This window comes from Paenibacillus provencensis (genome assembly GCF_042678545.1).
Lineage (GTDB): Bacteria > Bacillota > Bacilli > Paenibacillales > Paenibacillaceae > Paenibacillus > Paenibacillus provencensis.
This window is the reverse complement of sequence record NZ_JBHTKX010000012.1, coordinates 52,943-64,419: the sequence shown is the minus strand read 5'-3', so window position 1 is coordinate 64,419 and position 11,477 is coordinate 52,943. Positions and strand designations below refer to the sequence as shown.

The following is an 11,477-nucleotide window of genomic DNA, read 5'->3' as shown; positions in this document are numbered from 1 at the left end:
TACGTGTTACTCACCCGTCCGCCGCTAAGTCTCAGAGAAGCAAGCTCCTCATCGACTCCGCTCGACTTGCATGTATTAGGCACGCCGCCAGCGTTCGTCCTGAGCCAGGATCAAACTCTCCAATAAAAAATGTTGTCTAGCAACATCGATTGAAAAGAGCGATAAGCTCATTTAGAAAAACTGACGAGAACATTATGTTCTCTTTATTTTGCTCCATCATTCACACGGTCTTGCGACGCGTACCGAATGATCTCGCTAAGCATTTTCGAAGAAAATGCTACTCACTCGTTGTTCAGTTTTCAAAGATCAAATCTTTCATTTTATCACCGTTGATCAATTTCAGCGGCGACTTTTATAATATATCACATTCAATCCAGTAATGCAAGACTTTTTTTTAAAAAATGTTTGTTACCATCTTGCCTCGCCTCTTGTGCAGAGACAACTTACTAAAAAGGAACGAGTTATAATTTATCATAATATAAAGTGTTAGGTCAACTGTTTTATAAAAAAAATTTAACGATTCTTCTCATATATTTATAACAGCCGCGCAAATTGTTACGTAAAGCGAACAACTTTTTAGAACTATAGCTCAATATAATAAACCTCTCTATCGCTAGAGAGGTTTTATATCAGGAATTCATTTACTTAAATTGTGGAAATCGCCCGTTCCGAGCATATTTTGATAACTCCTTTGCGGGTGCAAAACGTGCGTACATTCGGAAAACTGTTTTGTAACGGTTCGCAATGGCGTAACGGATGTCATGATCCAACCTGGAATCTCCAAGATCTAATAACATCTCATCTAGTTCTTTTCTTAGGACGTAATCTAGTTCTTTACATTCTTTTTCATTAAACAGCATTCCGAGCATCGAACTTCTCCTTCATCTACTTTATTTGTCTGATTAACAAGATGTTTTATTGTTATGCTCAAGTTTTGGGAAATTTATGAATCATAGCTGAAAAATTTTTACTGTACTAAGATGTATGTCAATGTGCTCTCAATAATAGCGGCAATAAACAGCAGGATAACAATCCACAAGGAGGCGGTCACCGTCTGCTTCATATATGAACCTAGTCTTACAGATCTAGTCTTCGTATCCATACCGATTTCACCCAGCCCCTTATAAATCATAACACCGAGCTTTAATCCAAAGGCACAAGCGATAATGATCGCTGGTATTTCAATGATACCATGAGGCAGTAGCCCTTTTACGACCACATCGTAGTAGCTAATTCCCTGCTGCCATGTCGCGTGCAATAGAAAGCCTAGCACCCCGCCATTAATGATTAAGAAGATAACAGGTATAATTCCACCGAGTGCTCCTGCGAAGATAACGAGTACACCTTTTATTGCATTATTCATAAAAATAAACGTAAAAAAACTCCACTGGACATTCTCGCTTTGCCGCAGCTCATTACTGATCTCGCTAAGTCCACTGATTTGCTGAAGCATGATATCCTGCAGAACTCCTGTACTCATCCATCCAAGCACTCCACCACCTATAAAGATAAGTGTTGCAGCTATTATGTATCGAGATATTGATCGAACATCCATTAAAAAAGTTTGAAAACGAAACATCTATTTATTACCCTCTTTTCTTATAAAGTAAACCATCCCTATGGGCTATCGAATCTTTGGCGTATGTACTAGTCATATGTACAAGGTACGAGCATACACATAAAAGTAAACGAGCCTGCTAATGGGAGGAGCAATGACATGAACTCATATTTCTATGTATTAAACGGGCGAAAAATCAAAAGGTTCCTCATCGTATTCGCCGCTGCCATCTTTACACTCGGGATCATCTATATTGAAACAGAGGATATTTCCGTGTTCTCGGAAGGCGGAGCTCCTGCAGCTGTATACAGTGTACCTACTGAGAAGAAGGTAATCGCTCTTACATTTGACATCAGCTGGGGTGACAAGCGGACAGAACCTATTCTAAAAGTGCTTGAGGAGCAAAATGTTCAGAAGGCTACCTTTTTCCTATCCTCTCCATGGAGCAAGACCCATCCCGAGATCGTAACTTCAATAAAGGATGCAGGCTATGAGATTGGGAGTCATGGACACAAGCATGTCAATTACAGCAGTCTGACTGATGAAGAAATCCGCAAGCAGATTTCAACAGCACACAGTATTTTAACCGAAGTATCCGGAAAAGAACCGAGCTTAATCCGTCTGCCTAACGGCGATTTTGATAAACGAGTGCTACGTATCGCTGATACTTTGAATTATCAAGTCGTTCAATGGGACACCGATTCCCTTGATTGGAAGAACCCTGGCGTCGACCAAATCGTGGATCGTGTTGTAAGCAAAGCCCATCCTGGAGATATTGTACTACTGCATGCCAGTGATTCGGTTAAGCAAACCCATGAAGCCCTTCCTCAAATTATCGAGCAGCTTCGCCAAAAAGGATATGAGTTCGTTACTGTATCTGAATTGATTAATCAATCCAATGTTAAAGGTTCCGAAGTACGGGATCAAGCTATCAACGATACAAGGAATGTAACCACTGCTCCATTGCAGTAGTTACACCTAGTCATTAGCCAATATTGCTCGAATATAATAAAAGAGCTAACCCCGGTTAGCTCTTTGGCATTTCAATTTGCAGGTGTATTCAAGCTGGACGTCTTACCTCCGACAGACTTGTTGTCTTCAGTATGATTGGCTGATGCCTCACTTGACGCTGGAGCAATGCGATGCAGCATTAGAATTTGATATGTATTGCAGGCCAGAAGTGGAATTACGGTGAAAGCGGTAGCTGAATGATCCCCTATGCTAAGTACCCCGATCGTCTCAACAATTGTCAGTGCAATCATGAAAAATAATGTCGGTATAAGGGCATGACTATTGGTAGCTCTCACTTTAAAATAAGCGGTTACAACAGCAGTCAATAAAATAAGTATGCCGAGGATAAGATCCGATGCTCCATTTCCTTCATTCATAAATATCCGGAAAAACATTAATTCGAGCAAGGCAAGGGCTGTTAAGGCAAGCTGAATATAAGTCCATGTTTTTTGAGAAAAGGTGCCTCGTCCCATGTAGTTCAAAATTAAATAGGCAAAAAAACCAAGCTGTGAGTACAGACTGATCATCATGCCCGAGCCGAACAAAATAACCAGATACAAAAGATAGTCCGCTGTACCTGAGGATACATAATCACCGGTAGTCAGAATAAAGCCTGTAATAAGTGAAGCAATTCCCCCAACACATAAGGTCCGCCAAAATAAATAAAACCATTTCCTTAAATTCAAACCTTTTCCACCTCCAAGTGTTTATTTTACCAACCTTCTCAATAAAAAACCATGGCTTATCGGACATAATTATCGCTGCTTCCCCTCATACTACAATCAGTATCTTATAAAGGGGCTGTGAGGCGCGTGAAATGGCATAATTTACGATACTTGTGTTTGGTAGGCGGTATGGTTACCCTTTTATCCGGATGTGGGTCTGATCAAAGCTCTGGATCCCAAGGCGGCGGTTATAAAGAGACAAAGACGATGGTCATTGATATTTTGAAAAGCGATGAAGGTAAAAAAGCAATGGAGGAAGCTTTGCTTGGTCAAAGCAGCTCAGGTAGCGGCGGCGGCGGTGAAGGCGGTTCGGAAGAATCAGGATCCGGCGGCTCAGGCGGCGGCACTTCTTCAGGAGGCCTTGGTATTCGAATACTCTCCTCAGGTGGATCAAGCGAGGATATCCGTCTTGCTGTTAAAGACACCCTCTCCTCCCCTGAGTACAAGAAGGAATTTGAAGAGATTATGAAGGATCCGAAATTTGCGGGTGAGTTTGCCAAGGTGGTAAACGCGCAGAGTAAACAAATTCACATGGAGCTCATTAAGGATCCTACGTATCAAAAGTCTATGGAGGATATGCTGAAATCACCGGAAATGCAAAAAATGATGCTGGAGCTTACTCAAAGTGCTGATTATCGCAAGCAGACAATGAGTGTCATGCAGGAAGCCATGCAAAATCCACTCTTCCGTATGGAGGTTATGACGCTGCTGCAATCCGTTGTCAAAGAGGAGCTGCAACCTAAACAAAGCAAAGGCGCTGGCGGAGCTCAAGGTGAAAGTGGCGGCGGCGGTGAAGGCGGCGGTGGCGAAGGTGGGAATGAAAGCGGCGGCGAAGGCGGAGAAAGCGGATCTGGTGGAACCAGCTAATGCCATTCCTTAGGTAAAAAAACCAAGCCATTAGTCTGGCTTGGTTTTTTCATTAACTATACATTGGTTGTTTTATCAATAATGGCTGCTGCAACATCATTATACATTCGCCCAATCTCTGTGCTATCCTTATACACCGATGGAGAGAAATCAGGCTCAGAGATGTGATTGTCTGGATTACCGAGTGGAATTTGGGCTAGCAGCTCGGTATGCAGGCTTTCAGCTAACCGTCCCCCACCTCCTCTTCCGAACACATAATCTTTGTCTCCGCAAGATCCGCATTGATAGTAAGCCATATTCTCGATTACACCAAGTACCTCATGCTGTGTCTGAATAGCCATCGCACCAGCGCGCGCTGCAACAAAGGCTGCCGTAGCATGGGGTGTCGTTACAATAATTTCTTTGCTCTGCGGTATCATCTGATGCACATCCAGAGCAATGTCTCCTGTACCTGGAGGCAAATCAAGGATCATATAATCGAGACTCCCCCAGTTCACATCACTGAAGAACTGCCTCAGCATTTTTCCCAGCATAGGCCCTCTCCAGACCACAGGACTATTCTCTTGAACAAAAAAACCCATGGACATCACTTTAACACCGAAACGCTCAACAGGCTGAATCGCTCCATCCACCACTATAGGAGCCTCTTCGATTCCCATCATATCGGGAACACTGAAGCCGTAAATATCCGCGTCAATGATTCCAACTCTCTTCCCCTGCCTCGCGAGGGCAGCAGCCAGATTCACGGAAACTGTCGATTTGCCGACACCGCCCTTGCCGCTTGCAATGGCAATAAAGTGAACTCCTGACGCAGGATCCAGGAGATCGTTATTCTCCATCCCGGCAGCATGTCCTTTAACCAACACTTCTTCATCGGTTGGTTCTCCCGCTTCTTTATTGCTCATCTCGCTATTCGCTAAGACGCTTTCCCGCTCCGTTTCTGAAGCGTTTCGAAGTCGTACATGGACTTCATTCACTCCTGCCTCACTCAGTAATGTGGCTACCTGATCTTTAAGCGTTCTGCGAACGTTTTCATCTTCAGTCAAACAAATCAGGGTCAAATGGATTCGATCCTCTTTAACCATGATATCGCGAATAAAGTTCAGATCCGTATACAGAAGTCCGCTCACAGGCTCCTGAATGTCAGATAATACTTCCAGCACTTGGTCTCTTGATAACATGATGATAACACCTCTGCTTTATCTATTGGCATGTAATTCTTTCGTACAAGTACGGATCTATTATAACACTCTGGGGTGCAATATTTTAGTTTTTCATTTTTTCCCCTGATGCATATCTTAGAATTCCTTTGTACACCGAAGCTGCAACCTTGCGTTGATACTCATCCTCCGCCAGCAGTCTGGATTCTTCAGGATGTGACAGAAAGCCCACTTCCACGAGTACAGACGGCATTTTTAATGCTTGAAGCAAATATACGGTATTAACGGTTTTAGCAATTCGATCTGTATTTTCTAGGTTTCGTCTAATCTCGTCCTGAACGAGCGCAGCAAAATTGGGATTATCCTCATGATTCGGGTAATAGAACACCTGTGCTCCGCTCCAGCGATTAGAAGGGATGCTGTTCATGTGAATGCTGATAAACATATCGACCTGCTTATCCTCAATCATGCTTACACGCTGCTTCAGATCCTCTGTTTTTCGTTTGGAATATCCCTTGGTATCTTCAGGAGCTAGATCTACATCTGTTTCCCTTGTCATGACCACAGTAGCGCCTGCTTGCTGCAAATAGTCCCTTAGATACAAAGCCACGGCTAGATTGATGTCTTTTTCAATAACCCCTTGCTTACTTACGGCACCGCCGTCTGGACCCCCGTGTCCTGCATCCAGAGCGATAACCTTCCCTGACAGCGGTAAGCTCCAATAATTCCACGTTTTTGATGCAGGGACCTCATATATAGCAATACAGACAAATAGAGCCAGCAGCAGAGCCCCCAGCAAGACTCTCTTCATGGTTCGAACATGAATCCACACCAAGAGCTTATTCGAACGATTTTTCCGCATAAAAAAGCCACCTCCGATCCAAACTGACCATAATGATCTATATGGGACGAGGTGGACAAATATTCATTTAAATAAGGACAAACATTAGATTATATGGTCACCTGCTGCTCCGTCATTCCCTCGATAAGCACTTCAGCTACTTCGGGGCGCGTAAATTCCGGCGGTGGGCATTGTCCGTCTCTCAGGAGCCCTCTTACTTTCGTACCCGACAATGTTAAATGATCCTCTTTGCCGTGCGGGCAAGTCTTGCTTGATGCCATATTTCCGCATTTAGTACAGAAGAAGCTGTGTTCAAAGAAGAGCGGGGTGATTCCAAGCTCCTCTGGTGTAAAATGAGTAAAGATCTCCTGAGCCTCATATGTTCCATAATAATCGCCTACACCTGCATGATCACGGCCGACGATAAAATGGGTACAGCCATAATTTTTGCGGACCATCGCATGGAAGATCGCCTCCCTCGGTCCTGCATAACGCATGGCTGCTGGAAATACACCAAGGAAAGTCCGATTCGCCGGATAGTAATTCTCAAGCAGAACCAGATAACTCTTCATCCGGACATCAGCTGGAACATCATCAGACTTCGTCTCACCTACAAGTGGATTTAAGAACAGAGCGTCTACAATCTCCATCGCACTCTTCTGAATATATTCATGTGCACGGTGAACAGGATTGCGTGTTTGAAACCCTACCACCGTCTTCCAACCCTTGGCTTCAAACTGTTTACGGGTTTCTGCAGGATTATAATAAAATTCTTCGAACTTCGCTGGCTGCTTCCGGTTTAACACTTGAATCGAGCCGCCTACGTAAGTTGTATGGCGTTCGAACAGCTTTTTCACACCAGGATGTTCTTTATCATTTGTCTTGTAAACCTTAGTTGCTTCAACATCGTGATCTACCTTATACATACTTTCAACTGACAGTGTCCCGTAGACTACTCCATCTTCCTGACCTGTAAGAGCAATGACCTCACCAATTTCAAGCGATGCTGCAAACTCGGGATTCACATCAAGTGTAATGGGGATGCTCCAGACTGTACCATTTGCAAGCCGCATGTTATTAACCACCGACTGATAATCCTCTTCATTTAAAAACCCGGTCAGCGGAGAAAATGCGCCAACGCCAATCAAATCCAAATCCGAAATGGTCCAATTGGTAATTGGCAGCTGTCTTAGCTTCTTAGCTTGTTTGAGCAGTTCTTCTCGCTCTGCACCTGTTACAATACGATTAACTAGTGTTCCACCATGAGGCAATATCGTAGTCATGAACTCATCTCCTTATGAGCGATTGTCTATAACGATGATTTGCAGTTAAGTCATCCGCTTGATTTCAACATTACACCGCTTATTTGTGCAATCCACACTCAGTTTTGTCGTTGCCTGACCAGCGTCCTGCACGAGGATCTTCTCCCGGCATGACCTGTCTTGTGCAATATTCGCATCCTATGCTTGGATAATTCTGATCATGGAGCGCATTATAGATGAGATTGTTCTCGCGAATGTAGTTCCATACATCCTCGTTAGTCCAGCCCGCAATCGGATTAAATTTCATTAGGCCGAATTTCGTATCATACTCTACTTTCTTAGAATTCGCCCGAGTAGGCGCCTGATCCCGGCGAATTCCGGTAATCCAAGCATCATATTGAGACAGAATACGGGTGAGCGGCTCTACTTTACGGATATTGCAGCAAGCGTTCGGATCGGACTTCCACAGCTCAGCACCATGCTCTTGCGCCTGCTCTTCAGGTGTGATCTTGGGAGATACTCTGACAAAATCAATATGATAACGAGCTACAAGACGATCTCGTGTCTCATATGTCTCTTTGAAATGAAAATCTGTATCTAAGTAAAATATGTCTGTTTTAGGACTGATTTTTTGGAGCATATCAACCAAGACGACATCTTCCGCTCCAAAGCTGCAAGCAAATGTGATGTTCGGAAATGTCTCAACAGCAAAACGAATAATTTCCTCCGGCGTTGCATCCTCGAGCTCGACTGCCTTAACTCTAGCCAAGTCTTCTTTTTCTAACAAGTTCATTTGTACTTGCCTCCCATAAATGTACTACCTTACATTAAAACCTAGAAATTAGATATGAATTACAATTAAGTATAAATCTTACCAGAATAAAGTCAATGCTAAATCCAACTTTTTTACTAAGAATTTAAGGTTTTTCAAAAACTTTATCTGTATTTGATAAAAAGTATGCAAAAAAGCCTGTTCTCCATGCGTAAAGTTCCATTGGGAATGAGAAACGGGCACCGCCTAAGATGACCCGACGCATTCCTGCTTGGCTTACTTTAAAAAGAGAACAAGGCTTTTTCACTTCTTATGATTAGATCCATTAAGTAGATAATTCTGTGATTTACTGTTGCATTTATTGCCTATAAGGATGCTTGTTCAGAAACTCCAGTGCATTGAAGAGCATAACCGAAGCCTCCGCCCGCGTAATCTCTGACCTCGGAGAGAAGCTAAGCTTATCATCCAGACTTGTAATGTCCCAAATTAATGAGCGCTGAATTGCCCCTTGGTAAGATGGAGTGATGGAATCCGCATCGGAGATTTCTACAGGCTTGATGTTGATCAGCGGCAAACCTGCGTAATTTTCAATCATTTCTACCAATAGCGCTGTATATTGCTCCTTGGTAATCGACGTTGATGGCGTCAGCTCAGCCGGAACCATTAAACCATTGTTGCTGACTTCTTGGACTGCGTCTGCATACCAGCCTTCAAGCCATTCCTCACTGTATGATCCATATGCCTCTCCCATCACCTTCAGTGCCCCCTGTTTATCGGCAGGAATCTGCTTTATATAAGGGATCGACTCAAGACATCGCGCAATCAGCTGAACAGCCTCCGCGGTCGATAAGGCGAATTCAGGCTTAAACTCCCTGTTGCCTGTCCCTCTTACGATATTTCTTTCCTGCAAGGAAAGAATCTCAGCCTCTCCATGTATACTTCGAACATCGGAGAAACCGGCATCTGCATACGTTAAAGCCGCACCTGCTGTAAAAGCTAAAGAAACCGTCATGAGCCCAGTAACAATTGTTTTCATTCGTCGCATCGCCTTAACCTGCCTTCCGCTTAAAGAATAGAACTCCTTTTCGTACTCTAAACGATGATATCTCTAACAAGGTTGCAGCAGAGGCTGGGTATGTAGCTGATAAGTGCAATATTCTCTATAAACCGAAGGAATATGAACATATTGCAAGATGTGACTAAAGGGAGATTAATAATACACAGATATAATCATGAACAGTGAAATATACATATCTGTAATAATGACGCACTTCACATAGTCAATACACCATAAATAAAAAACCTCTGACCTGATGGCCAGAGGCTGTAATCTTGGAAATCCAAGATAAATATTAACGTTTCGAGAATTGTGGTGCACGACGAGCGGCTTTGAGACCGTATTTTTTACGTTCTTTCATACGTGGGTCACGAGTCAGGAAGCCTGCTTTTTTCAGACCTCGACGGTATTCTGGGTCAGCTTTCAGAAGTGCACGGGAGATACCGTGACGGATTGCGCCTGCTTGACCAGTGATACCACCACCATGAGCGATAACGAGAATATCGTAGTTGCCCAAAGTTTCAGTCAGTTCAAGTGGTTGTTTAACGATCAGTTTGAGTGTTTCCAAACCGCCAAAATAATCGTTGATGTCGCGTTTGTTAATGACAATGCGTCCTTCACCCGGTACAAGGCGAACACGTGCTACCGAATGTTTACGACGACCTGTCCCATAGTATTGTACTTGTGCCATGAAACTGTCCTCCTTTTAATTATCCGCGAAGTTCGTAAACTTCAGGTTTTTGTGCTGCATGTGGATGTTCAGCGCCAGCGTATGCTTTTAGTCTAAGCTTCATTTGGTTACCCATACGAGTCTTAGGAAGCATGCCGTGTACAGCGAGTTCGATCATACGTTCAGGTTTGTTTTTAACCATTTCTTTGGCAGGAGTGACTTTCAGACCACCTGGGTGCATAGAGTGACGGTAGTAGTTTTTGTTCTCCATTTTCTTACCAGTAAGAACGATTTTCTCTGCATTGATGACAACAACGAAATCGCCAGTGTCAACATGTGGAGTAAATTGTGGCTTGTGTTTACCGCGGATCAAAGCCGCAGCTTCGCTTGCCAGACGGCCGAGCGTTTTGCCTTCAGCATCAATGATGTGCCAATTACGCTCAACTTCATTAGGCTTCGCCATATAAGTGGTACGCATGAAAAGTTCCTCCTTCAAATGTTCGCGTTTCATAATACGCATAAATGTTAGTCGTTTATATTCGTTAAGTTCAACTGTTTGATTGATGGATTGATGTTGCATTTGGTGGTTCACTTAATTGGGGCTGTGGGAAAGCCATTAAGAAAACACAACTTATATATTACACGATTGCAGCCAAGTTCGCAAGGCATTTATCCGAGGTTTTTTTAGAAATCTTCATACTCTACGTTCCACAGCATCAGCCCTTTGCTGACTGCTGTAGGACCTGCTGCAGAGCGATCCTCTGCCTCCAAGATTATCTTCATATCTTCAGGCTTACGCTTCCCCTCGCCGACCTCCAGCATCGTGCCCACAATAATACGAACCATATGCTGCAAGAAGCCGTTTCCGGTAATAAACAGATGTATAACACCTTGATCTCGCGGATGACCTTTGCGGCACATGGAAGTATCGACAGTTAGCTTCGCCTCATACAGTGTCCTGATATGAGATTGTTTGGTCGAATGCCGGGAAGCGAAAGAAGTAAAGTCATGAGTCCCGAGCAAGTATGGAAGACTCTCCTGCATCGCTTGAATATCAAGCTTACCTGGATGATGCAGCTGCGTCCGTCTATTAAATAGATCGAGAAACTGATTGGCATTAATGGAGTAACGATATGTTTTTCTTTTGGCGGAACGTCTGGAATGAAACTCAAGCGGGACTTCAAAAGCATCTGTGAGTATGATGTCTTGAGGCAATCTGCCATTCAGCGCCATACACCAACGATCGATCGGAATTAGAGATTCAGTATGAAAATGAAAAACCTGTCCAATAGCATGCACCCCAGCGTCTGTACGACCTGATGCATGTATTTTGACCACCTCACCTGTAAGTGATTTGATCGCTTCTTCAATTCGATCCTGAATGGTGTTCCCGATCGGCTGGGTTTGGAAACCGAAATAATCCGTACCATCATAATTCACTTTCATACATATGTTCCGCATCGAATTCACACCTTTATCCCATACTAAGCACACAGCCTTTTAAGTCAAAACATACAGCACCCAATCTTCATCATAATGAAAAAGAGCTCCTAT

Annotated in this window: 13 protein-coding genes and 1 rRNA gene; 2 read left to right on the top strand and 12 right to left on the bottom strand. The window is 43.6% G+C overall.

Translation table 11 applies throughout. From position 1 onward, the window contains the following. The 3 genes from ACFQ3J_RS26350 to ACFQ3J_RS26340 form a co-directional block, all read right to left on the bottom strand. Positions 1 to 126, bottom strand: a 16S ribosomal RNA gene (locus ACFQ3J_RS26350); the annotation flags it as partial. A gap of 515 nt (positions 127 to 641) precedes the next feature. Next, positions 642 to 869 (bottom strand): hypothetical protein, encoded by a 228-nt coding sequence (locus tag ACFQ3J_RS26345; protein ID WP_091161637.1) that lies wholly within the window; start codon positions 867 to 869, stop codon positions 642 to 644. A gap of 98 nt (positions 870 to 967) precedes the next feature. Further along, positions 968 to 1,555 carry a stage II sporulation protein M gene (locus tag ACFQ3J_RS26340; RefSeq protein WP_311288288.1) on the bottom strand — a complete coding sequence of 196 codons (588 nt, stop codon included), beginning with the start codon at positions 1,553 to 1,555 and terminating at the stop codon, positions 968 to 970. 162 nt (positions 1,556 to 1,717) lie between these two features. Between ACFQ3J_RS26340 and pdaB the strand changes: the two genes are divergently transcribed. Next, a complete protein-coding gene (pdaB, locus tag ACFQ3J_RS26335; RefSeq protein WP_091161634.1) occupies positions 1,718 to 2,530 on the top strand; it encodes a polysaccharide deacetylase family sporulation protein PdaB in 813 nt (270 codons plus the stop codon). A gap of 71 nt (positions 2,531 to 2,601) precedes the next feature. On the opposite strand, the gene ACFQ3J_RS26330 is transcribed toward pdaB, so the two are convergent. After that, positions 2,602 to 3,255 carry a KinB-signaling pathway activation protein gene (locus ACFQ3J_RS26330; RefSeq protein WP_251584823.1) on the bottom strand — a complete coding sequence of 218 codons (654 nt, stop codon included), beginning with the start codon at positions 3,253 to 3,255 and terminating at the stop codon, positions 2,602 to 2,604. A 126-nt stretch (positions 3,256 to 3,381) separates the two neighbouring features. Between ACFQ3J_RS26330 and gerD the strand changes: the two genes are divergently transcribed. Then, positions 3,382 to 4,161, top strand: a complete 780-nt coding sequence (gerD, locus tag ACFQ3J_RS26325) for a spore germination lipoprotein GerD (RefSeq protein ID WP_091161631.1) — start codon at positions 3,382 to 3,384, stop codon at positions 4,159 to 4,161. Positions 4,162 to 4,217: 56 nt separating this feature from the next. Here gerD and ACFQ3J_RS26320 read toward each other — a convergent pair whose 3' ends face one another. The 8 genes from ACFQ3J_RS26320 to truA all read right to left on the bottom strand — a co-directional run bounded on the left by ACFQ3J_RS26320 (position 4,218) and on the right by truA (position 11,384). Beyond that, complete coding sequence (locus ACFQ3J_RS26320; RefSeq protein WP_251584821.1) at positions 4,218 to 5,342, bottom strand: Mrp/NBP35 family ATP-binding protein; 1,125 nt, start codon at positions 5,340 to 5,342, stop codon at positions 4,218 to 4,220. An 85-nt stretch (positions 5,343 to 5,427) separates the two neighbouring features. Next, a complete protein-coding gene (gene cwlD / locus ACFQ3J_RS26315; protein WP_091161628.1) occupies positions 5,428 to 6,183 on the bottom strand; it encodes an N-acetylmuramoyl-L-alanine amidase CwlD in 756 nt (251 codons plus the stop codon). A gap of 89 nt (positions 6,184 to 6,272) precedes the next feature. Continuing rightward, positions 6,273 to 7,445 (bottom strand): sulfate adenylyltransferase, encoded by a 1,173-nt coding sequence (sat, locus tag ACFQ3J_RS26310; RefSeq protein ID WP_251584819.1) that lies wholly within the window; start codon positions 7,443 to 7,445, stop codon positions 6,273 to 6,275. A gap of 79 nt (positions 7,446 to 7,524) precedes the next feature. Further along, positions 7,525 to 8,217, bottom strand: a complete 693-nt coding sequence (locus tag ACFQ3J_RS26305; protein ID WP_091161625.1) for a phosphoadenylyl-sulfate reductase — start codon at positions 8,215 to 8,217, stop codon at positions 7,525 to 7,527. 337 nt (positions 8,218 to 8,554) lie between these two features. Then, positions 8,555 to 9,232, bottom strand: coding sequence for an S-layer homology domain-containing protein (locus ACFQ3J_RS26300; protein WP_251584817.1), 678 nt, complete (start codon positions 9,230 to 9,232; stop codon positions 8,555 to 8,557). Between the two features lie 316 nt (positions 9,233 to 9,548). Continuing rightward, the gene (gene rpsI / locus ACFQ3J_RS26295) at positions 9,549 to 9,944 is read right to left on the bottom strand and encodes a 30S ribosomal protein S9 (RefSeq protein ID WP_251584815.1); all 396 of its coding nucleotides are present in this window, start codon (positions 9,942 to 9,944) and stop codon (positions 9,549 to 9,551) included. Between the two features lie 19 nt (positions 9,945 to 9,963). Further along, positions 9,964 to 10,401 (bottom strand): 50S ribosomal protein L13, encoded by a 438-nt coding sequence (gene rplM, locus ACFQ3J_RS26290; protein ID WP_076315714.1) that lies wholly within the window; start codon positions 10,399 to 10,401, stop codon positions 9,964 to 9,966. 206 nt (positions 10,402 to 10,607) lie between these two features. Beyond that, positions 10,608 to 11,384, bottom strand: a complete 777-nt coding sequence (gene truA / locus ACFQ3J_RS26285) for a tRNA pseudouridine(38-40) synthase TruA (protein ID WP_251584813.1) — start codon at positions 11,382 to 11,384, stop codon at positions 10,608 to 10,610. Between the last annotated feature and the right edge of the window lie 93 nt (positions 11,385 to 11,477).

Bases quoted from the DNA above. Each gene is read 5' to 3' on its own strand.
- ACFQ3J_RS26340 (WP_311288288.1), bottom strand. From the start codon at position 1,555: ATGGATGTTCGATCAATATCTCGATACATAATAGCTGCAACACTTATC.
- truA (WP_251584813.1), bottom strand. From the start codon at position 11,384: ATGCGGAACATATGTATGAAAGTGAATTATGATGGTACGGATTATTTC.
- rpsI (WP_251584815.1), bottom strand. From the start codon at position 9,944: ATGGCACAAGTACAATACTATGGGACAGGTCGTCGTAAACATTCGGTA.
- cwlD (WP_091161628.1), bottom strand. From the start codon at position 6,183: ATGCGGAAAAATCGTTCGAATAAGCTCTTGGTGTGGATTCATGTTCGA.
- ACFQ3J_RS26345 (WP_091161637.1), bottom strand. From the start codon at position 869: ATGCTCGGAATGCTGTTTAATGAAAAAGAATGTAAAGAACTAGATTAC.
- ACFQ3J_RS26300 (WP_251584817.1), bottom strand. From the start codon at position 9,232: ATGAAAACAATTGTTACTGGGCTCATGACGGTTTCTTTAGCTTTTACA.
- pdaB (WP_091161634.1), top strand. From the start codon at position 1,718: ATGAACTCATATTTCTATGTATTAAACGGGCGAAAAATCAAAAGGTTC.
- rplM (WP_076315714.1), bottom strand. From the start codon at position 10,401: ATGCGTACCACTTATATGGCGAAGCCTAATGAAGTTGAGCGTAATTGG.
- sat (WP_251584819.1), bottom strand. From the start codon at position 7,445: ATGACTACGATATTGCCTCATGGTGGAACACTAGTTAATCGTATTGTA.
- ACFQ3J_RS26320 (WP_251584821.1), bottom strand. From the start codon at position 5,342: ATGTTATCAAGAGACCAAGTGCTGGAAGTATTATCTGACATTCAGGAG.
- ACFQ3J_RS26305 (WP_091161625.1), bottom strand. From the start codon at position 8,217: ATGAACTTGTTAGAAAAAGAAGACTTGGCTAGAGTTAAGGCAGTCGAG.